Annotated in this window: 21 protein-coding genes; 8 read left to right on the top strand and 13 right to left on the bottom strand. The window is 63.5% G+C overall.

Annotated elements, in window-relative coordinates; genetic code table 11:
• Positions 1-109: 109 nt before the first annotated feature.
• The 7 genes from AC07VG_RS19845 to AC07VG_RS19815 form a co-directional block, all read right to left on the bottom strand.
• Positions 110-1,162 (bottom strand): ABC transporter substrate-binding protein, encoded by a 1,053-nt coding sequence (locus AC07VG_RS19845; protein WP_495002670.1) that lies wholly within the window; start codon positions 1,160-1,162, stop codon positions 110-112.
• Positions 1,163-1,195: 33 nt separating this feature from the next.
• Positions 1,196-2,311, bottom strand: a complete 1,116-nt coding sequence (locus tag AC07VG_RS19840; protein ID WP_495021730.1) for an NAD(P)/FAD-dependent oxidoreductase — start codon at positions 2,309-2,311, stop codon at positions 1,196-1,198.
• Positions 2,308-3,663 carry an FAD/NAD(P)-dependent oxidoreductase gene (locus AC07VG_RS19835; protein WP_495021729.1) on the bottom strand — a complete coding sequence of 452 codons (1,356 nt, stop codon included), beginning with the start codon at positions 3,661-3,663 and terminating at the stop codon, positions 2,308-2,310. The genes AC07VG_RS19840 and AC07VG_RS19835 overlap by 4 nt, the downstream gene beginning before the upstream one ends.
• Positions 3,664-3,807: 144 nt before the next feature.
• Positions 3,808-4,098, bottom strand: a complete 291-nt coding sequence (locus AC07VG_RS19830; protein WP_495002667.1) for a (2Fe-2S)-binding protein — start codon at positions 4,096-4,098, stop codon at positions 3,808-3,810.
• Between the two features lie 7 nt (positions 4,099-4,105).
• Positions 4,106-4,900 (bottom strand): ABC transporter permease, encoded by a 795-nt coding sequence (locus tag AC07VG_RS19825; RefSeq protein WP_248797520.1) that lies wholly within the window; start codon positions 4,898-4,900, stop codon positions 4,106-4,108.
• The gene (locus tag AC07VG_RS19820) at positions 4,901-5,776 is read right to left on the bottom strand and encodes an ABC transporter permease (RefSeq protein WP_495002666.1); all 876 of its coding nucleotides are present in this window, start codon (positions 5,774-5,776) and stop codon (positions 4,901-4,903) included.
• Positions 5,773-6,801 carry an ABC transporter ATP-binding protein gene (locus AC07VG_RS19815; protein ID WP_495002665.1) on the bottom strand — a complete coding sequence of 343 codons (1,029 nt, stop codon included), beginning with the start codon at positions 6,799-6,801 and terminating at the stop codon, positions 5,773-5,775. Before AC07VG_RS19815 ends, AC07VG_RS19820 begins: the two co-directional genes overlap by 4 nt.
• Positions 6,802-7,047: 246 nt before the next feature.
• Between AC07VG_RS19815 and AC07VG_RS19810 the strand changes: the two genes are divergently transcribed.
• Positions 7,048-7,884 carry an IclR family transcriptional regulator gene (locus AC07VG_RS19810; protein ID WP_495021728.1) on the top strand — a complete coding sequence of 279 codons (837 nt, stop codon included), beginning with the start codon at positions 7,048-7,050 and terminating at the stop codon, positions 7,882-7,884.
• A gap of 164 nt (positions 7,885-8,048) precedes the next feature.
• On the opposite strand, the gene AC07VG_RS19805 is transcribed toward AC07VG_RS19810, so the two are convergent.
• Together AC07VG_RS19805 and AC07VG_RS19800 are read right to left on the bottom strand one after the other, a co-directional pair.
• Positions 8,049-8,798, bottom strand: a complete 750-nt coding sequence (locus AC07VG_RS19805) for an anti-sigma factor family protein (RefSeq protein WP_495002663.1) — start codon at positions 8,796-8,798, stop codon at positions 8,049-8,051.
• Positions 8,795-9,301 (bottom strand): RNA polymerase sigma factor, encoded by a 507-nt coding sequence (locus AC07VG_RS19800; RefSeq protein ID WP_495021727.1) that lies wholly within the window; start codon positions 9,299-9,301, stop codon positions 8,795-8,797. The genes AC07VG_RS19805 and AC07VG_RS19800 overlap by 4 nt, the downstream gene beginning before the upstream one ends.
• Positions 9,302-9,487: 186 nt before the next feature.
• On the opposite strand from AC07VG_RS19800, the gene AC07VG_RS19795 reads away from it, so the two are divergent.
• Together AC07VG_RS19795 and AC07VG_RS19790 are read left to right on the top strand one after the other, a co-directional pair.
• The gene (locus AC07VG_RS19795) at positions 9,488-10,567 is read left to right on the top strand and encodes a catalase family peroxidase (RefSeq protein ID WP_495021726.1); all 1,080 of its coding nucleotides are present in this window, start codon (positions 9,488-9,490) and stop codon (positions 10,565-10,567) included.
• Positions 10,564-11,103, top strand: a complete 540-nt coding sequence (locus AC07VG_RS19790; protein ID WP_495002660.1) for a cytochrome b — start codon at positions 10,564-10,566, stop codon at positions 11,101-11,103. The genes AC07VG_RS19795 and AC07VG_RS19790 overlap by 4 nt, the downstream gene beginning before the upstream one ends.
• A gap of 126 nt (positions 11,104-11,229) precedes the next feature.
• On the opposite strand, the gene AC07VG_RS19785 is transcribed toward AC07VG_RS19790, so the two are convergent.
• Entirely contained in the window at positions 11,230-11,946 is a 717-nt protein-coding gene (locus AC07VG_RS19785; protein ID WP_495002659.1) for a FadR/GntR family transcriptional regulator, read from the bottom strand.
• 352 nt (positions 11,947-12,298) lie between these two features.
• On the opposite strand from AC07VG_RS19785, the gene AC07VG_RS19780 reads away from it, so the two are divergent.
• From AC07VG_RS19780 to AC07VG_RS19765, 4 genes are all read left to right on the top strand, one after another.
• Positions 12,299-13,654: an MFS transporter gene (locus AC07VG_RS19780; protein WP_495002658.1), complete on the top strand. Its 1,356-nt coding sequence runs from the start codon at positions 12,299-12,301 to the stop codon at positions 13,652-13,654.
• A gap of 28 nt (positions 13,655-13,682) precedes the next feature.
• Positions 13,683-15,035 carry a glucarate dehydratase gene (gudD, locus tag AC07VG_RS19775; RefSeq protein WP_495002657.1) on the top strand — a complete coding sequence of 451 codons (1,353 nt, stop codon included), beginning with the start codon at positions 13,683-13,685 and terminating at the stop codon, positions 15,033-15,035.
• Between the two features lie 127 nt (positions 15,036-15,162).
• The gene (locus AC07VG_RS19770) at positions 15,163-16,155 is read left to right on the top strand and encodes a diaminopimelate epimerase (protein ID WP_495002656.1); all 993 of its coding nucleotides are present in this window, start codon (positions 15,163-15,165) and stop codon (positions 16,153-16,155) included.
• A gap of 186 nt (positions 16,156-16,341) precedes the next feature.
• Positions 16,342-16,932: a hypothetical protein gene (locus AC07VG_RS19765; RefSeq protein WP_495002655.1), complete on the top strand. Its 591-nt coding sequence runs from the start codon at positions 16,342-16,344 to the stop codon at positions 16,930-16,932.
• Between the two features lie 6 nt (positions 16,933-16,938).
• Here AC07VG_RS19765 and AC07VG_RS19760 read toward each other — a convergent pair whose 3' ends face one another.
• From AC07VG_RS19760 to AC07VG_RS19750, 3 genes are read right to left on the bottom strand one after another with little or no spacing between them, the layout of a single operon-like run.
• Positions 16,939-17,922, bottom strand: coding sequence for a hypothetical protein (locus tag AC07VG_RS19760; protein ID WP_495021725.1), 984 nt, complete (start codon positions 17,920-17,922; stop codon positions 16,939-16,941).
• The gene (gene codA / locus AC07VG_RS19755; RefSeq protein WP_495002653.1) at positions 17,919-19,163 is read right to left on the bottom strand and encodes a cytosine deaminase; all 1,245 of its coding nucleotides are present in this window, start codon (positions 19,161-19,163) and stop codon (positions 17,919-17,921) included. Before codA ends, AC07VG_RS19760 begins: the two co-directional genes overlap by 4 nt.
• Positions 19,164-19,189: 26 nt before the next feature.
• Positions 19,190-19,966 (bottom strand): AraC family transcriptional regulator, encoded by a 777-nt coding sequence (locus AC07VG_RS19750; RefSeq protein WP_495002652.1) that lies wholly within the window; start codon positions 19,964-19,966, stop codon positions 19,190-19,192.
• 110 nt (positions 19,967-20,076) lie between these two features.
• Here AC07VG_RS19750 and AC07VG_RS19745 point away from each other — a divergent pair, with 110 nt between their 5' ends.
• Entirely contained in the window at positions 20,077-20,886 is an 810-nt protein-coding gene (locus AC07VG_RS19745; RefSeq protein WP_495002651.1) for a sulfite exporter TauE/SafE family protein, read from the top strand.
• Positions 20,887-20,906 lie beyond the last annotated feature (20 nt).

Genomic DNA, 20,906 nt, shown 5'->3' with positions numbered 1-20,906 from the left:
CGCGATCACTGGGTTTAGGGACGCTTCGCCCCTCTGCGCGGCGGTGCGGCGTTCCGACAAGCCGGCCCGCCACGGGGTAGTGTGTCTTTCAAGTGGATAACGCTGGCTACTAGCGCTCGATACTGCGGTTCCAGCGGGCGTTCCACTCAGGCCGCAGCAGGTTGACCTGATCCCAGTCGATGGCCACCGCTGTGTCCAGGTATTGCTTCATGGCCTCGACCTGGCCACGGGTCTTGTCGGTGGTCGGGGTGTTGGGGTTGGACGGGATCTGGTCGCCATCTTCCAGTGCCGCCGCCTGGGCCTCGGGGGTCAAGAGGAACTCGGCGAGTTTCTGCGCCAACGCGGGCTCGGTGTTGTTGGCAATCGCGCACTCGGCGACGTTCAGCACCACCGCGCCTTCCTTGGGTTGTGCGTACTCCACCGGGATGCCCTTGAGCTTGAGCGCGGTGACCTGGGTCGGGGTCAGCGGAAACAGCGCCGCTTCGTCGGTCTGGACCATCTCCGAAAGCTTGGCCGAACTCGGGATGTACTCCAGCACATTACGCCCCACGCTGCCCGGCCAGGCCTTGAAACCCGGCTCGACGTTGGTCTCGCTGCCGCCCTGGAGCCGATTGAACATCAGGAAACCATGCAGGCCGAAGGTCGAGGACGACATCGACTGGAACACCAGTTTGTCCTTGTATTTGCTGTCCGCCATGTCCATCCACGAGGTCGGCGCGGCCCAGCCTTTTGCCTTGAACAGCCGCGTGTTGTAGGCCAGCCCGGTGACCCCCAGGCTGACGGCCACCGCCTGCTCCTTGATCCGGCCCTTGGCCGGGATCTGTGCCAGGGTCGGGCTGTCTTCGAGTTTGCTGCACAGGCCCATGGAGATCGCCCGGTACATGATTCCGTCATCGAGGAAGATCACATGCAGCTGCGGGTTGTCCTTGCTCGCCTGGACCTTGGCGAGAATGTCGGCGGAAGTGCCGGGCACAATGACCACCTTGACGTGATTGGCCTTTTCGAAGGGCGGCAGCACCTTGTCGGTGTACAAGCGCTCCATGGTCCCGCCGTTCATGCCCAGGTACAGCGTGGGCTCGGCTAGGGCCGGCGCGGCGCCCAGCAGGGTCATGAGAGGCAGGCAGGACAAACCGATCAGGGCATTGCGTTGAGCATTTTTCATGGCGCGATCTTCCTCTGGGTTCTGACGGCCCGCTCAAACAGCGGGGGTGGCGTGGAAACGGGTAATGGAAAAGGCTTCGATCGGCGTCGACGATTGGCCCTGGCACACCAGCTCGGCAAGGACTTCACCCACCGCCGGGCCGATCTGGAAGCCCGCGCCGGCAAAGCCGAATGCGTGCAGCAGACCGGGTTGGGTGCTGCTCGGGCCGATCACCGGCTGGCGGTCGGGCAGGTAGCCTTCGGTGCCGCTCCAAGTGCGAATCGCCTGGGCACCTTCAAGAAACGGATAGAGCTCGACGGCCTGGCGGAGAATCTCCAGCACGGCGCTCTGTCCCGGTCGGGCACGGGCGTGGTCGAGGGCAAAGCCCTGGCCGCCGCCCAGCACGCAGTTGCCGCGGGCGACCTGGCGGGCATAGATGCCACCGCCCTCGACACCGGTGCTGGCGTCCATCACCAGGGGCAAGGGTTCGGTCACCAACATCGCCGGATGGCCGGAATACATCGGCACTGCTTCACCGAACTGCGCGGCCAGGCTGCCAGCCCAGGCGCCAGCGCAATTGAGCAGCCAGGGCGCGTGAACCTCGAGGCCTTTCCGGGTCCGCAGGACAAAACCTCGGCCGTCGTGCTCGACCTGGCTCACCTCGCTCTGTTCCAGCACCGTCGCGCCGAGCTGGCGGGCAGCCCGGGCAAACGCCGGAGAGACCAGCCGGGGATTGGCGTGGCCGTCGTCGGGGCAGAAGGAGGCGCCTTCGGCGACCTGGCCGACCCACGGAAAACGCTGGCGCAACTGGTCACGGTCAAGCACTTGCAGGTCGAGCCCGAAGCCCTGGCTGCTGTCGGCATAGGCTTGCAGGGCGGCCAGGTCGTCGAGGCTACGGGCCAGCTTGAGATGCCCCGAGCGCTGGTATTCGCCATCGATACCGATCAGTTCTGGCAGGCGGGACCAGATCCCGTGGGCACGCTGGGACAGCGGCAGTTGCGACAATGGCCGACCCTGGCGGCGCACACCGCCGTAGTTCACGCCGCTGGAATGCGAGCCGCAGAAGTCCCGCTCCAGCAGTGCCACGCTACGGCCTTGACGGCTCAAGGCGAGGGCCGCCGAAGCACCGACAATGCCGCCGCCGAGAATCACCACGTCGACCTCGATCATGGCGCGACCTCCACGCCAAAGGGCAGTGGCTTGATTGGCGCCTGGGCCCGTAGACGGCCAATGCTGTCCAGGGCCAGGCCGCTTTCGCAGGCGATAATTTCCGCCGTCGCCGCACCACAGATCCGGCCCTGGCAGCGGCCCATGCCGACCCGGCAATGGGCCTTGACCCGATTGATCTCCCAATGGCCTTCGCGGACTACCGCGCGTACCTCGCCGACGCTGACTTCCTCGCAGCGACACAACATCAGCCTGTCCGGGGCTTCTTGCGCCCAGCGCAGGGGAAAAGGGAAGGCCTGTTCCAACCCCTGGCGGAACGCATCGATACGCTGCAGGCGAGTCTCCAGAAACGCTGTCCGCTGCGGATCAACGGCGCGTCCCAGGTCTTCCAGCAGCGCCAGCGCAGCTCGCTCGCCAGCCATTTCCGCCGCATCGGCGCCCATGATTCCGGCGCCATCGCCGGCCAGATACACGCCCGCCATGCTGCTGCGGCCGGTGCTGTCGCGCTCCGGCAGCCAGGCGCGATTCAAGGGGTTCCAGTTGAAGCGGCAACCCAGTAGATCAGCCAATTGGGTTTCGCTGCGCAACCCGTGGGCGAAGGCCAGCGCATCGCAGTCGAGCGCGCGCACGAAGCCGCCCTGGCGCCAGCGCAACGACTGCACGCGCTGTTCGCCGTCGACCTGTTGCAGATGGGCGTCCTGATGCACCGGGATGCCGTGGGCCATCAGCCAACTGCGGTAATACAGGCCCTTGGCGAGGGTCAGCGGTTGCCTGAGCAAACCGGGCAGGGCGCGGCACTGGGCATTGAAGGGCGCGCTGTCGAGCACCGCCACTACCTTCGCCCCGGCCTTGGCGTATTGGTAGGCCACCAGATACAGCAGCGGTCCGCTGCCGGCGAACACCACCCGTTGGCCGATGGCACAGCCCTGGTACTTCAGGGCAATCTGCGCGGCACCGAGACTGTAGACCCCGGGCAAGGTCCAGCCGGGGATCGGCAGCACCCGGTCGGTGGCGCCGGTGGCGACGATCACCTTCGAGTAGGCCAGGCGCCCGGCACGACCTTGTTGCAGTGTGTCGAGGGCAGAGTCCTCGGCATTCCACACCAGGGTCTCGGGCCGGTAGTCGAGTTGTTCGCGCAGACGCTCCAGGGTCTGGTGGATCGCGACGGCCTTGCGGGCTTCGAAACCGTAGAGCTTCACCGGCGAACGACGGAAGTTCTCCGGCTGGCGTCGATAGATCTGTCCGCCGCCGTGCGCGGCTTCATCCAGCAGGCAGGGGCGCAGGCCATGGGCTACCAGGGTTTGCGCGGCCCGGATACCGGCCGGTCCGGCCCCGACGATCACTATCTCAGACATGGGCAGCCCGCCGGCTCAAATCCCTTGTAGGAGCGAGCTTGCTCGCGATGGGCGTCAACGAAAACGCGGGGGATCCGGATAGTCGCGGTGCCCTTGGGTTCATCGCGAGCAAGCTCGCTCCTACAGGGTTGGATTTTGCGTACGTCATGGCGTGTTTCTCCCTTCTCGACGGACCTGCTGTCCGGCTTCGAGCATCGTCGAGCAGGCGCGCACCCGACGCCCGTCGGCCAGCCTGACCCAGCAATCCTGACAGGCGCCCATCAGGCAGAACCCGGCACGGGGCTCGCCGCCAAAGTCGCTGTGGCGCAGGTATTCCCCGGTGGTCAGCAGCGCGGTGAGCAGGGTATCGCCCTGCAGACCGCTGGCCGGTTCGCCGTCGAGGGTAAAGTCCAGGGCCGGGCGGTCGCCTTCGGCCAGTCGTTTCAGCAGTGCCATGTCGGCCTCATTGTTTGCCTACCAGTACCCGGTCCAGGCCATAGACCCGGTCGAGCAGAATCATCGTCAGCGCGGTCAGCGCGATCACCAGGGCCGAGACCGCCGCCATCATCGGGTCGATGGATTCGGTGGCGTACACGTACATGCGCACCGGCAGGGTCTGGGTCGCGGGGGAGGTGACGAAAATCGACAGCGTCACTTCGTCGAAGCTGTTGATAAACGCCAGCAGCCAACCGCCGGCCACGCCAGGCAGGATCATCGGCAGGGTGATCTGGCGGAACAGGGTGAAGCGCCCGGCACCGAGGGATTCGGCAGCCTGTTCGGCGCTGCGGTCCATGCCAATGGCGGCGGCCAATACCAGCCGCAGCACATAGGGGGTGATCACCAGCACATGGGCGCCGATCAGCCAGGCGAAGCTGCCGTTGACCCCCATCAGGGCGAACAGGCGCAACAACGCAACCCCGAGCACCAGGTGCGGGATGATGATCGGCGAGAGAAACAGGCCATTGAGAAAGTCCCGCCCGGGAAACTGATGACGGGTCATCGCCAGGGCCGCCGGAACCGCGATCAGGGTCGCCAGGCTGGCGGCGCTGAACGCCAGGATCAGGCTGTTGTAGAACGCCTGGACAAAGTCCGCGCGCTCGAACACCGCGCGGAACCAGCGCAATGAGAAGTCCGTGGTCGGCAGGCTCAGGGTGTTTTCCGGGGTGAAGGCCACCAGGCACACCACCACCAGTGGCGCCAGCATGAACACCACGATCAGGCTGTGGAACAGCAGGGCCAACGGGCCGTTTCTGGACATTTACGCGGCCCCCAGGGATTTTTTGTAACGACGTTCGATCATCCGATTCCACGACAGCATGATCAGCAGGTTGAGCAGCAACAGCACCACGGCAATCGCCGCGCCCATCGGCCAGTTGAGTTCCGAGAGGTACTGGTCGTAGACCAGGGTCGCGACCATCTTCAGGCGGCGTCCGCCGAGCAGGCCGGGAATCGCGAAGGAACTGGCGGACAGGCCGAACACGATCAGCGTGCCGGACAGCACTCCGGGCATGACCTGCGGCAACACCACCAGGTGCATCACCTTGGCGTGGCTGGCACCGAGGGACAGTGCGGCCTGTTCGGCGGCCGGGTCGAGTTTTTGCAACGAGGTCCAGACCGGGATGATCATGAACGGCAACATCACGTGGACCAGGGCGACCACTACCGCGAACGGCGTGTAGAGCAGCTTCATCGGTGCCAGGCCAAAGGCTTGCAGGCTTTGGTTGACCAAGCCGTCGGCACCCAGCAGAAGGCTCCAGCCGAAAGCCCGGACCACCACCGAAATCAACAGCGGGGTGAGAATCAGGATCAGGAAGATCGAGCGCCAGGGCGTGCCCATGCGACTGAGGATGTAGGCTTCGGGCACCCCGATCAGCACGCAGAGCAGGGTGGTCAGGCCGCTGATCCAGAAAGTCCGCAGGAAAATTTCATAGAAATACGGATCGCTGAACAGCACGCCGTAGTGTTCCAGGGTGTAGGCGTCGCTTTTGACCCCGGTCTGGTAATCGAAGACGTTGAACGACAGCACCGCGGTCAGGCCCAGCGGCAGGATCAGCAGGCCGAGGTAGAGCAGCAGGGCCGGCGCCGAGAGCAGGTAACCGCGGCGTCCCTGGCGCATCCGCGCGAGCAGGCTCATGCCGGCACCTCGCTGTGCTCCAGCACCCGCAGCAGCTCGGCCGGCCAATCCAGGCCCACTGTCGTGCCTTCGTTCAGTGGCGCCGCACCGTCATTGCGGCGCACCACCGTGAGCTCGCCGACAGCGGTATCGATCCGGTACAGCCACTGGCTACCGAGAAAGAAGCGGCTGAGGATTTTGCCGGGCAAACGACCGCTGCCGGCGGCCAGCAGGTCGATCTTTTCCGGGCGCAGGCTCAGGGTCAATTCCCCGTTGCCCGGCAGTTGACGGACTTGCGGGCAACCGCTGGCATCGCGGTCCCCCGGCAGCAGGTTGGCCTTGCCGACGAAGCCGGAGATGAACCGGGTGCGCGGGTGTTCGTAGAGCTTATAGGGCTCGTCGATCTGGGTGATGCGCCCGGCCTGCATCACCACCACGCGGTCGCTGATGGACAGCGCTTCGGCCTGATCGTGGGTGACCATCAGCGTGGTGATACCGACTTCGCGCTGAATACGGCGAATCTCGAACTGCATCTCTTCGCGCAGATTGGCGTCGAGGTTGGACAGCGGTTCGTCGAGCAACAGCACCGGCGGTTCGATCACCAGGGCGCGGGCGAGGGCGACCCGCTGGCGCTGACCACCGGACAGTTCGCGTGGATAACGTTCGGCGTGCTGGTGCAGACGCACCAGTTGCAGCACTGTCGCCACCCGTTTGCGCACTTCGGCGGCCGGCACCTTGCGCATGCGCAGGCCGAAAGCGACGTTGTCCTCGACACTCATATGGGGAAACAGTGCGTAGCTCTGGAACACCACGCCGAGGCCGCGACTGCTGGGCTTGGCGTGGGTGATATCGCGGTTGTCGAGAATAATCGCGCCGGCGCTGACTTCGACGAAACCCGCGATCATTTGCAGGGTCGTGGTCTTGCCGCAACCGGAGGGGCCGAGCAGCGAGACGAACTCGCCCTTGTCCACCGAGAGATGCGTGGCGACCACGGCATCGATCTCGCCATACCGCTTGCACACGCCTTCAAGTCGTAGAAAAGCCATAACTGCGTTCCACCTGTGTGTTGTTGTGCACGCCGGGGCGCACTTTTTTTGTCATGGGCAGAGACGAAAGGGTATTGCCGGGGTACGTGGTGCTCGACTTGTGTCGGCTACCGATGTTGTTCGAATCGCCCCTTGTGGACGCAGAGTAGGACGAAGCCTAGGATGTGCGAAAGGGTGAATTTCACTGGTGGAATGATTATTTTCATTTTCATTCATTGAATAAATTTCTAGATGAGAAAAGCATCAATGGATTCCACTGAGCGGAATGACAAGAAAAATGAAGTCGGTGTCAGTGCGGTGTCGCGGCTGTTTGCCGTGTTGCGCAGCCTGGGGGAGACACCGGAGGGCGGCGAACGGGTGACCCAGTTGGCCGAGCGGGTCGGTTTGTCCCAGCCGACCACGCATCGGCTGCTGCGCAGCCTGGTGGACGAGGGCATGGTCGAGCAGGACGGGCGCAGCAAACGCTATCGCCTGAGCCTGGATTTTTTTGCCCTCGCGGCCCGGGCCGGGCAGACCGGTAATCTGCGCGAACTGGTGCGCCCGGCGTTGTTGCGCTTGTCGGCGTCATTGGGGGATTCGCTGTTCCTCCTGGCTCGCAGCGGTTTCGATGCGATCTGCCTGGACCGTAGCGAAGGGCCGTTTCCGATTCGCACCTTTACCGGCGATATCGGTGGCCGCGTGGCCCTGGGCGTGGGGCAGGGCAGCCTGGCGATCCTCGCCTTCCTGCCGGAAGAGGAGCGGGAAACGGTGATTCGTTACAACCTGCCGCGGCTGCGGGATTTCCATCTGTATGACGAAGTGCTGCTGCGTTCGGAAGTGGAGAATGTACGCAAGCTCGGCTATGCCGGTCGTAACACTGGGGTGTTGCAGGGCATGGCCGGGGTCGCGGTACCGATTCTGGATCGCGAGGGGCGGGCGGTGGCGGCGTTGAGTGTTGCCACCATCAGCGACCGCCTGGGGCCGGATCGCTTGCCGACGGTGGTGGAGTTGCTCAAGCGCGAGGCCGCGGCGGTCGGGCCGCGGATCAATCCGTTTGATCCGTTGTTGCGGCGGCCGTCGCAGATATTTGGTGCTGCACCGTAGGGGGCTCTGCTTGGTAGTTCTTGGGTGAACTCAAGGGCCTCTTCGCGGGCAAGCTCCGCTCCCACAATATCGGAGTCGTACTCAAAATCCGTGTACAACGGAGATCCTGTGGGAGCGGAGCTTGCCCGCGAAGAGGCCCTCAAGAACAGCGAAAGCCTCAGCCCCTAGAACCGCGTGGTCTGCCGCAGCAACTGCGCCGCCGGACTGTCCGCTGGGGTCACCATCGCGTAGTTGTAGCCGCTGCCGGACCAGTACTCGGCCTGCAACTCGCCATCACGCCGCCCACCGCGTTCCAGCAGATGGTTCTGCGGCCCCGGCGGCCGTACGTAGTAGCTGATCCGCTGCCCTTGCGGGTTCTCATACAAAACCATCGCCGCCGCGCCCTGCTCGGTGCTCAGCAAGCGCGCGCTGACCGGCTTGAATCCGGCATCCTGCAAGTTCGGCAGGCGGTTGGCCTGGGTAAAGTAACGGTCGAGCCAGCCTTGCAGGTCGCCACTCTGCTCGACCTTGAAGTCCGCCGGCAGGCTGTCCTGGGTGGCGAACATGCGATAGGCCTGCACCGCATCGGCCATCGGCGCGGGCAGCGGGAGGGTCATTTGCCGAGCCTGCCAGCCGCTGACACCGCCGAGGCTCACGGCAATCAGCAACATCGCGGCACTGGCCAGGTGGCGACGGGACTGACCGCGCAGGCGTCGGCGAATCACGCTCGGGTCCAGCGCCGGGTTCGCCGGTATCTGCAAGGCGCCGCCCAGGGCCGCTCGCAGGTGCTGGGCATCACGCTGCCAGTCGCGGACCTGCTCGGCCAGCTCCGGGTGGGTCGCCAGGTACGTCTCCAGCAGCTGCCGGTCGGCGTCGCTGAGCTGATGATCGACGTAGGCGTGCAGGTCGCGTTCGCTTGGGGGAATAGTGATCATTTCAATATCCGCAGGGAGGGGCTGGTGATTTCGCCTTCGCTGAGCTGGCGCAGGGCCTGTCGGGCGCGGGACAGACGCGACATCACGGTGCCGGTGGGGACGTCGAGAATCTCGGCGACTTCCTTATAACTCAAACCTTCCACCGAGACCCAGAGCAACAACGCCCGTTGTTCGGTGGGCAGCCGCTCGAAGGCTTCCAGGGTCGACTGGGCCACCACCGTGCGTTCCACCGAGGGCTGGGCGTCGTCGCGGCCGGTAAAAAACTCGAGCATCCGCGCATAGCGTTTGCCGCGACGGTGGGCGTCGATGAATTGGCGATACAGGATCGAGAACAGCCAGGCCCGCAGGTCGCTTTCCGCACGCTTGTTGCCCCAACTGGACAGAGCCCGCTCCAGGCTGGCTTGGACCAGGTCGTCGGCGCTGCTGGGATTGCGTGTCAGCGACACGGCGAAGCGCCGCATCCGGGGGATCAGTTCACGTAACTGCTCATCGAGATCGTTCATGGAATCCTGCGGGCTCTTAACCAGTCACTACGCCTGGACTAGCAAGACGCCTGGCCTCGAAGGTTATTCCAGCGGTCGGAAAATAAACATTCGAAAAAATAAATCGGAGCGTCTGGAATAAACCGGACCGGCCTTCGTCTTATAGCTCCTTCACCCTGTGGCCGCCTGAGGCCCTGGAGTTTTTTCATGGTAGATCACACACCACCGCCCCTCAGTGGGTCGAGCAAGGTCTTGCGCCTGGCCGGCATTGCCGCCGTGGTCGCCGCCCTGGTCGGGGCTTTTGCCTATGTCAGCGGTCGGCTCGATCCGGGGCGTCTGACGCCCGGGCGCATCGTCAATACCTTCGAGAAAAACAACGGCCTGCATGCCGGTTTCAGGCGCAATCATGCCAAGGGCGTGTGCGTGGCCGGGTATTTTGAAAGCAGCGATGCCGCGCGTGCCTATTCCACCGCCCAGGTCTTTCGCGAAGGCAGCGTGCCGGTGGAAGGACGCTTCGCCTTGCCCAGCGGAAATCCCTATGCGCCGGACAGCAGCGTACCGATTCGCAGTCTCGGCTTGCGTTTCACCCAGGCCAACGGCCAGCAATGGCGTACCGGGATGAACAGCATGCCGGTGTTTCCGGTGGGTACGCCCGAGGCGTTCTTCCAGCAGCTCAAGGCGGCTTCCCCCGACCCGAGCACCGGCAAGCCGAACCCGGCGGCCATGGCGGCGTTCTTCGCCAGCCATCCGGAAACCGCGCCGTTCCTGCAATGGGTCAAGACCGCCAAGCCGTCGGCCAGCTATGCCACCGAAAGCTACAACGGCCTGAATGCCTTCTACCTGGTCGATGCGGCCGGTCAGCGCCAGGCCGTGCGTTGGGGGTTGGTGCCGCTGAGCCAGGATGCTGCGGGGGGGACGGCGCCGGACGGTGCCGACTTCCTGGCCCAGGACCTGGCCCAGCGCCTGGCGGCCGGGCCGTTGAAATGGCAGCTGCGCCTGACCCTGGCCAACCCGGGTGATCCGACGGACGATGCCAGCCGGCAATGGACCGGCGAACACAAGGTGCTCAACGCCGGTACGCTGGTGCTGGAAAGCACCCAGCCCCAGGACGATGGCGATTGCCGTGATATCAATTACGACCCGCTGGTCCTGCCGAGCGGCCTCGAGGCCTCGGCCGATCCCCTGCTGGCGGCGCGTTCGGCGGCTTATGCCAGTTCCTATCTGCGTCGCACCAGCGAAGTCGGCGCCTTGCCCGCTGCCCATTCGTCACAGGAGACCCGTCCATGAGCGCCTCTTCGAATCACTTTGCGCCCTTGGCGCGCCTGCTGCATTGGTTGATGGCGCTGATGATCCTGGCGATGCTGTTTATCGGTGCCGGTATGGTGGCCTCGGTGTCCGAGCGGCATGAGTGGTTGCTGCACCTGCACAAGCCGCTGGGGATGGCGATCCTGCTGTTGGTGGTGGTGCGTCTGGTGGTGCGTTTCAGTACCCGCCAGCCGCCGCTGCCGAATAACTTGCCGGGTTGGCAGGTGCTGGCGGCTAAGCTCTCCCATGTGCTGCTGTATGCCTTGATGTTGGCGTTGCCGCTGCTGGGTTGGGCGATGATTTCGGCCGCGGGGGATCCGGTGATGTTGAGTCGTTCGCTGCAGTTGCCGGCGATCGTCTCGGCCAATCCGACGACCTTTGCCTTGTTGCGCAAGGCTCATGGGTACCTGGCGTATCTGCTGTTCCTGACGGTATTGATGCACCTGGCGGCGGCGTTGTTCCATGGCTGGATTCGCCGGGATGGGGTGTTGCAAAGCATGGTGCGTGGTAAGGATTGAGGACTGTCGTGCACGACCGAAACCTGTAGGAGCCAGCTTGCTGGCGATGGCGATCTTCGCGGCACCGCCAAAATCCCAGCCTGTCGGCTGATCGCCAGCAAGCTGGCTCCTACAGAACTCGGCGTGTTATTCGCGGGAAAACCGCTCGCGGCTATTGCTCAGGTGCGTCCACATCGCCGCCCGCGCTGCATCCGGGTCCTGGCGGCGGATGGCGTTGAGGATCGCCTCGTGCTCCAGGCTGGCTAACTGGCCCAGTTGCGCCAGGTCGGCATCACCGCGCTCCGCACCCGGCACCCGGGTACGCGGAATCATCGAGCTGCCCAGGTGCAGCAAGATCTCGGAAAAGTAGGCATTGCCGGTGGCTTCGGCGATCAGCAGATGAAAACGCTGGTCGGCCGCCACGCAACTGTCGTTGTTGGCCAACAGGCTTCGATATTCGTCCAGCGCCGCGCGCATCTGCTTGAGATGCTCGTCGCTGCGCCGTCGCGCCGCCAGCGCCGCCGCCTGGGTTTCCAGGCCCAGGCGCAGTTCCAGCAGGTCGCGCACGCTCAGCGCGGTTTCCACATTCAGGCGCAAGCCGTGGGGCTCCTGGCGCTCCAGCACGAAGCTGCCGACCCCATGGTGGGTTTCCACCCAACCCGCCGCCTGCAATTTGGAAATCGCTTCGCGCACCACCGTGCGGCTGACCTTGTGCTCGCTGACGATGGCGCTTTCCGACGGCAGCTTGTCGCCCGGTTTCAAATGCCCCAGGCGAATCTGCTGGGTCAGGTGATCGACCAGGTCGTGGGCCAGGTTGGGGCTGCGTTTGCGCCGTGGCGCGGAGGGGGCGGTTTCAGTGTTCATGGGCGTGTCACGCAGGGGCGAGGGGACAGCTTAACACTCGTCTGACAAGTGGCGTAGCGATGACCGTCATCATGTATGACAACTTGAAGTCAGAAGCCGCTCCTTCTAAAGAATGGCGGTGCCCAAGCCTTTTTGTGTGTTTCTACTGGGTACTTTTTTAATTTAATAAAATACTTATAAATCAAATAGATATAAATTTACTGCGAAGGTTTTTTGTTCGCCGTCGATGATTTCTGCCTATAAAACGCGGCTGTGGCACTTGTTGCGTTATTTTTCTACTTGTATGATGACTGTTGACTGGGTCGGCTGATCCAGCACCCCGCACACAAAAATAACCCGTGGGAGACCTGTCGTGAACAACACCCTAGATCCGTCCGCAGTAGCGGCGCGCGATTCCCTGCTGGCCGTCGCCGTAGCGAAGGTCAAGCGGCATGTGCTGCCGCTGTTCGTCATCATGTTTATCGTCAACTACATCGACCGGGTGAACATCGGCTTTGTGCGCACGCATCTGGAACATGACCTGGGCATCGGCGCCGCGGCCTACGGTTTCGGTGCCGGGTTGTTCTTTATCGGTTATGCACTGTTCGAAGTGCCCTCCAACATCCTCTTGCAGAAGGTCGGCGCACGGCTCTGGCTGACCCGCATCATGTTCACCTGGGGGCTGGTGGCCACGGCCATGGCTTTTGCCCAGAACGAAACCCACTTCTATATCCTGCGTTTCCTGCTGGGGGTGGCCGAGGCCGGCTTCTTTCCCGGGGTGATCTACTACTTCACCCGCTGGCTGCCAGGGGTTGAGCGTGGCAAGGCAATTGCCATCTTCCTCAGCGGCTCGGCCGTGGCCTCGCTGATTTCCGGCCCGTTGTCCGGGGCCCTGTTGCAGATCGAAGGCTTCGGCTGGCACGGCTGGCAGTGGATGTTCATCATTGAGGGCCTGGCGTCGGTGGTGCTCTGCGGGTTCACCTGGTTCTGGCTTGACTCCACGCCCAGGGATGCGAAGTGGTTGAGCGTCGCCGAGCAACAGTTGCTGGTACAGGTCATCGAAGACGAACAGCAGCTGCGTGATGCCTCGATGCCGGTCAAACCGTCGATCTGGAGTTTGCTCAAGGACCGCCAGATCCTGTTGTTCTGCGTGCTGTATTTCTGCATCCAGCTGACCATCTATGCCGCCACCTTCTGGCTACCGAGCATCATCAAGAAGATGGGTACGCTCAGCGACCTGCAGGTGGGTTTCTTCAACTCGATTCCCTGGCTGATTTCGATCATCGCCATGTACACCTTCGCGGCCGCCTCGGGCAAGTGGAAACACCAGCAGGCCTGGGTCGCCTCAGCACTGCTGATCGCGGCGTTGGGGATGTTCATGTCCACCACCGGCGGGCCGATCTTCGCCTTTGTCGCGGTGTGCTTCGCGGCCATCGGTTTCAAGTCCGCGTCGTCGCTGTTCTGGCCGATTCCCCAGGCCTACCTGGATGCGCGTATCGCGGCGGCGGTGATCGCCCTGATCAACTCCACGGGCAACCTCGGCGGCTTCGTCGCCCCGGCCACCTTCGGCTTGCTGGAGGAACGCACCGGTTCGATCCAGGGCGGCTTGTACGGCCTGGCGGCGGCCTCGGTGATCGCCGCGATCCTGGTGTTCTTTGCCCGCACCCAGCCCAAATCGACCCACACATTGCCAGGATCGGTCCGCCCGGCTCTGAACAAATCCCATTGAATACTGCGGTTGAACACAGGTACGAATCATGACGACAAACACTTTGCACGCGGCCGGCCAGGCCCCTGTCATCACCCGCTTGCAGGTCATTCCGGTGGCCGGCCACGACAGCATGCTGCTGAACCTGAGCGGTGCCCATGGCCCGTTTTTCACCCGCAATATTGTGATCATCACTGACAGCAGCGGTCACACCGGCGTTGGTGAAGTGCCCGGCGGCGAGCGTATCCGCGCCACCCTGGAAGATGCCGGTTCGTTGCTGCTGGGGCAGTCCATCGGCAACTACCAAAAGCTGCTCAACGCGGTGCGCCGCACTTTCGCCGAGCGCGATGCCGGCGGTCGCGGCCAGCAGACCTTTGATCTGCGGATCACCATTCATGCGGTGACGGCACTGGAAGCCGCGTTGCTGGACCTGCTCGGCCAGTTCCTCGGGGTGCCCGTGGCGGCCCTGCTGGGTGAGGGGCAGCAGCGCGAGGCGGTGAAGGTGCTGGGTTATCTGTTCTATATCGGTGATCGTGGCAAGACCGACCTGGCCTATCGTCATGAAGCCGATGCCGATGACGCCTGGTTCCGCCTGCGTCATGAAGAGGCAATGACCCCCGAGGCCATCGTCAAGCTGGCCGAAGCCGCCCAGGCGCGTTACGGCTTCAATGACTTCAAGCTCAAGGGCGGCGTGCTCAGTGGCGCCGCGGAAATCGAGGCGGTGACGGCGCTGGCCGAGCGCTTTCCCCTGGCGCGGATCACCCTCGATCCCAACGGCGCCTGGTCGCTGAAAGAGGCCATCGCCCTGTGCCGTGATCAGCACCATGTATTGGCCTACGCCGAGGACCCTTGCGGTGCCGAGCATGGCTACTCCGGTCGTGAAGTCATGGCCGAGTTCCGCCGGGCCACCGGCCTGCCGACGGCAACCAATATGATCGCTACCGATTGGCGGGAAATGGGCCACGCGATTCAATTGCACGCCGTCGACATTCCCTTGGCCGATCCGCATTTCTGGACCATGCAGGGTTCGGTGCGGGTTGCGCAGATGTGCCATGAATGGGGCCTGACCTGGGGTTCGCATTCCAACAACCACTTCGATATTTCCCTGGCGATGTTCACCCATGTGGCCGCTGCCGCGCCGGGTGAAATCACCGCCATCGACACCCATTGGATCTGGCAGGACGGCCAGGGCCTGACCAAGGACCCGTTGCAGATTGTCGACGGTTTTATCCAGGTACCGCAAAAGCCGGGGTTGGGCATCGAGCTGGATATGGATGCGCTGGCCAAGGCCCATGAGTGCTACAAGAACATGGGCCTCGGCGCCCGCGACGATGCCGTGGCGATGCAGTTCCTGGTTCCCGGCTGGTCGTTTAACAACAAGCGGCCGTGCCTGGTGCGTTGAGACCTGTTCAATCCGCTGAAAAAACCTTCAGGAAAAGGCCGAACACGGTCTACTGTAGGAGCAGCCGGTCAATGTTGGTTTAGGTGAACAACATGCCTGGGATAGAGTGTTGGGCTTGAGAGGGTGTATGCCGACGTTTTACGACGCACGCGGGAATATGTATGCCGTGGCGAGTCCCGCCGAAGTGCGCGGACTGGGCCTGGAGGTGCCGGCGAATGCCGCGCAGGCAGCGTTGCGGCGCCAGGACTGGGCGCCCGAGGCGGTGGAGGCACTCTGTGGTTGGGGAGCACAGGCGCCGGCGCGAGGTGGCAAACAGCATCGCTCCGACGGCTTGCTGGTCGGGCCGTTCCAGGGCGAAGCGCCATTCGACCTGTTGATCATCAATACCGATGGCACCCTGGCCGAGCGCAGTGGCAACGGTTTGACGATTTTCGCCCAGGCGTTGACCGAGCAAGGCTTGATGCCGGCCCAGGGCGGCTGTCTGCTGAGGGTCCATCACGATCAGCCGGGCGGCCTCTCTCCGCTCGTCACCTCGGTCGAGCCAGCGCAGCTCGAGGGTCAGCCGGGTTTCTGGCTGGACCTGGGAAAACCGGCGTTCGGTCCGGCGGCGGTGGCGGCCCAGGGTGTCGGCGAGGCTGAATTGAACGGCCGTCCGTTGAGCCATGTCGCGGCCTTGTCGAGCCTGAATGCGGCCTGGCAGCGCAGCCAGTTCGTGCGCATCGGCAATCCGCATTGTGTGACCCTGGTCGACGAGGTGGCGTTGCTGCCGAGCAATGCGCAGATGGACGAACCGGCATTGGCGCCGGGCTTGACGCGCCTTGCTTTCGCTCCACCGGTCGGTACTGGCGAGCCTTGTGCGGCGGGGCTGAATCTGCAATGGGCGACCCGGGTGGCGCCGGGGTACTTGCAGGCCCGGGTGTTCGAACGCGGTGAAGGGCCGACGGCGTCTTCCGGCACCAGCGCCAGCGCAGTGGCCTGTGCCGCCTGGCGGGTCGGTTGGGTCGAGGCCGGCGAAGTCCGGGTCAGCATGCCGGGCGGTACGGCACCGATTCGCCTGGTGGGGCTGGAGGGTGAGCTGCAGAGCGTCCATCTGTTTGGCGCGGCCCAGCGTCAATCCTGAAGGTCGGCGCTCGCTGCCGACACCATGAGCAGAAAAAACACCCTCTCCACAGGCCTGTTTTGCCCTTGTCCGGCCTTGGCGGTTTTGGCTTGATGGGTTGGCAGGGTTGAAGGCTGGCGAGCACCTTGCCCTGATCGGTCCGTGACAACGGGGCCGAATTTCCGACTCGTTTAAAGGGAATTTACGATGAGAGCAGTTAAAGGTTTATTCAGTGCGCTGGTGTGTGCCGGGCTGGTTTTCAGCGTCGGCTCGGCTTGTGCTCAAGTGGTGCCTGAGCCGGCCATCAGCGATAAGAAATTGGCGCCCTCCAGCAGTACCGACGCGGTCGAGTCGAGTCCGGCGGAACTGCTGGAGGGCAGTCGCACCGATTATTTTTCATGCTCGGTGGGCCGCTTCCGAGGTGAACTTGAGGCCAGGGTGGTGTTCGCCTCCGCCGGCAGCACGGCTTATTTCGATGTCAGTGCGGTGCGCTACCGGATTGTTCGCAGCAGCGGCCAGAGCGGCGGCAACAAGGCCAATGTGAACTTTCACCTGGATACCTTGAATAAACAGGGCGTGGTCCGGGCCAGTGACCAATACCGCTCGCCGGACGCCATGCGCCAGGATGGCAGTTGGCATCTGCTCGACGTCAACCGGATCGTGCGTACGGATTATCAGGGGGCGGTGACGTTCGAGTTCGTGTTCGATCGCTCCGTGGCCGGGGATACCCGGTGTGCCGCGCATAAGACCTACCAGTGGGCGGGTGCCTCGACCGCGCGTTCCAGCGCGGCCGACTGAGCCGGCTCAAGGGGCATCGAGTCCTGGTGCTTGGCGAATCAGGAAGTGGTCCAGATTGTCGATTTCACAACTGAACACACTGAAGGTCTGGTCGGGGTGTTTCTTGCTCGGCACTTGCTTCAATTGCGGCGTGACGCCGTAGAAGAAGCAATACAGGTCTTCAGCCTGATCGATGACACTGTTGATCTCCTCCAGGAACACCGTACGCTGGCGGTAGTTCTCGATCAGGCTTTTGCTCAGGTAGACATTGATCGAATAGCGCTTCTTGTCGGCCCACACCGGCTTGTCGAAAACCACGCTGAAGCTGGTCTTGTAGTCCTTGATTGCCTTGATCCGGCCCCAGTAGATCAGGCCCGGGCGGTCCTGGCAGTATTCGACTTTCTTGAAGAAGGCGTTGTAGTTCAGGCTCAGTTCGCCAATGGTCAAGGGCATGCGTTTGAGCAGGTCCTTGTTGGCGTGGTTGGAGACGAAGCATTCCACCGGATGAGCGAACACGCTGGTGCGGTTCGGTGGCGCCTTGGCTTCCTCGGCGGCGTGGATGCTGCTGGGCGCTGGCGCTGGCGCTGGCGCCGGGTCCGCTGTCGGCTGCGGCGCACGGCTGTCGCTGGCGGTCGGCGCCTTGCGCGCGTAAGTCCGGCGGGTCAGCAGCAGTTCGACGGGGAAGTTCTGTTCGCCTTCGATCTCGTCCAACGGCTGCTCCCCATCGAGCCCGCTCGCCGCGGTTTCCGGACTCAGGTAAGGGCAGTCCGCCAGGTGCCGGGTACTGGGCATGTTCTTGAAGTGCGGGGTCCGTTTGAAGCGCGGGTTGCTGGCGTTGTAGGTGGTCAGCCGGTTTTTGCTGTCGAAGGCGGCGCGGCAGGCATCGTTCGGGCACTGGAAGCTTTCCCGGCTTGAATCGAACTCCACCGTCTCGTCGAAATTCAGATCGCGGACGTCGTAGATCGTCAGTTTTTCGTCGAGGCTGAGGCAATAGGCCTTGTCGAATTTCATCGCGGGTCCTGCCACTGCAACTGCGCCGGCTCGCGTTTCACCAGGACCTTGCCGTCACGGATCGAATACAGCGGCAAGCCCTGGCTGCGGATCATCTCGTAGTCGCTGTCCGCCGAGAGGATCAGCAGATTGGCCGGGCGCCCGACTTCCAGTCCGTAGCGTTCGCCCAGGGCCATGGCCTTGGCGCTGTTGTCGGTGACCAGGTCCAGCGCGCTCTGCAAGGTGCGATAACCGAGCATATGGCAGATATGCAGCCCGGCTTCCAGCACCCGCAGGATATTGCCGTTGCCCAGCGGATACCACGGGTCGACGATCGAGTCCTGGCCGAAACAGACATTCATCCCGGCTTCCAGCAACTCGTTCACCCGGGTCACGCCCCGGCGTTTCGGAAAGTTATCGAAGCGTCCCTGCAAGTGAATGCTCTCGGTGGGGCAGGATACGAAGCTGATCCCCGAGGCCTTCAGCAAGCGGAACAGCTTGGCGCAATAGGCGTTGTCGTAGGAGCCCATGGCCGTGGTGTGGCTGGCGGTCACCCGCGAACCCATGTCACGACTGCGGGCCTCTTCGGCCAGGACTTCAAGGAAACGCGAGTGCGGATCGTCGGTTTCGTCGCAATGCACATCCACCAGGCAGCCGGTTTTTTCCGCCAGGTCCATCAGGAATTTCACCGAGGACACGCCCTGGTCGCGGGTGTATTCGAAATGCGGAATACCCCCCACCACATCGGCACCGAGATTGATCGCCTCGACCATCAGTTCCCGGCCATTGCGATAGGACTCGATGCCTTCCTGGGGAAACGCGACGATCTGCAGGTCGATCAGCTGCCGGGTTTCTTCGCGGACCTCGAGCATGGCCTTGAGCGCGGTCAGCTCTGGATCGGTAACGTCGACATGGGTTCGTACATGCTGGATGCCATGGGCAGCGAGACTGCGGATGGTTTTTTTCGCGCGGGTCTTGGTGTCTTCATGGGTGATGGTCGCCTTGCGCTCCCCCCAGCACTCGATGCCTTCGAACAGGGTGCCACTCATGTTCCAGCGCGGCTCGCCGGCGGTAAGGGTGGCGTCGAGGTGGATATGCGGCTCGACAAAAGGCGGGACGATCAGGTTGCCCTGGGCGTCGAGGTCGTTCGGGCCGCCGGTCAATGGGCCGGTTTGCGGGGTGATGCTCGCGATCCGTGCATGTTCCAGGTGCAGGTCATACAGGCCTTCGCGGTGACGCAGCTTGGCGTTGAGGATATGCATGGGCGGGGTCCTTGTCGTACGTGTCGTCATAAGGTATCCGAAGTCTGTAGGAAACTGCTCGGAGATCGCCCGAGAACGCGACGGAACATGGTCGAAAACGCTGCCGGGCTCTGGTAGCCGAAGTCCAGGGCAATCCGCGTGACCGACTCGCCTTGGCTCAACCGGGCCAGGGCCAGGACCACGCAGACCCGTTGTCGCCATTGGGAGAAACTCAGGGCGGTCTGGTCCTGGAACAGGCGCCCGAAACTGCGCAGGCTCAGGTACAGGCGATCCGCCCAGGCCTGGGGCGACTGGCGGATATCCGGCTGTTCGACGAAGGCCTGGCACAGCGGCAGCAGGCGCGGGTCCTGGGGCAGCGGGATATGCAGCGGCAAGGTATTGGCGCTGGCCAGTTCATACAGCAACAGGGTGATCAGCGCGCCATCGTGGCCCTGCTCGTCGTAGTCGACCGGCATGTCGACCGCCGCGATCAGCAATTGCCGCAGCAGGGCCGAGACTTCCAGCACCTGGCAGGCCTGGCTCATGTTGCTGACGGCGCTGGGCTCGATGTACAGGCTGCGGGTGCTGACGCCGAGCATCAGCACCTGATGGGGCACACCCGGTGGAATCCACACCGCACGCTGCGGTGGGACGATCCAGTTGCCGCCATCAGTGAGCACATGCATCACGCCCGTGGCGCCATAGAGCAATTGCGCTCGGCGATGCTGGTGGCGAGCCAGCAGGCACCCGTGGGGGTAATCGGTGCCGATGGCGATCACGGCCTGGGGCAGGTGATCGAATAGCGCTAGGGAGGTATTGCGCATGGCAGTGCTGATCTGGCCGAAACGCAAACAGTATTGACGGACTTGCGCAAGCACGCCAAGTGTCAGCTGCTTAAGGTTGGGCTTCTCTCTTCCTGAAAGGACCCGACGTGATGCTTTATGGGCTGTTGGCAGTGTTTGGCGGGCTGGCTGGGGTGACCAGCGTGCTGTTCGGTTTTGGTGGTGGTTTCATGGTGGTGCCGTTGTTGTACTGGACCTTGAGTGGCAGCCCGGACCCGGCGATCAGCGCTGTGGCGATGCAGATCGCCGTGGCGACCTCGACCTGCGTGATGATCGTCAATGCCCTGACCGCCACGGGCAAGCACCGGCGTGCCGGTAATCTGCGGCGCGCCTATATCTGGCCGCTGGCGGGGTTTATCGGGATTGGCTCGGTGCTCGGGGCGGTGCTGGCGAGTCTGGTCAGCAGTGAGGTGGTGCGTTGGGCGTTTATTGCTTATCTGGCGGTGACTGTTGTCGATTGCTGGGTGCGGCGCGGTTTCATGCAGCCAGGCACGACGCTGTCGGCGCAACCGCTCAAGCCCTCCGTCACGGTGGGCGGTGGCCTGCTGATCGGTGCCGTGGCGACCTTTCTCGGTGTCGGTGGCAGCGTCATGACGGTGCCGCTGTTGCGGCGCAGCGGCCTGAGCATGAGCTTGGCGACGGCCATGGCCAATCCATTGAGCGTGCCGGTGGCGGTGGTGGGGACCCTGACTTATGTCGCACTGGCCGGGTTCCGGCCCCTGGGGCTTGGACCCTGGTTTGCCGGCTATGTGGATCTGCTGGCGTTCGCGGTATTGATCCTTGGGTCGCTGGTGGGGATGCGCCTGGCGACACCGTTGATCGGGCGCCTGCCGGATCGTCTGCATGCCAGGATCTACATCGGGTTGCTGGCGCTGGTGCTGTTGGCGATGCTACTGAACTGACCCCGTCGCAATTGCACCGC

The organism is Pseudomonas sp. GW821-FHT03C07, assembly GCF_059420925.1.
The sequence above is the reverse complement of the archived record's forward strand: the minus strand, read 5'-3'. Positions and strand labels throughout refer to the sequence as shown.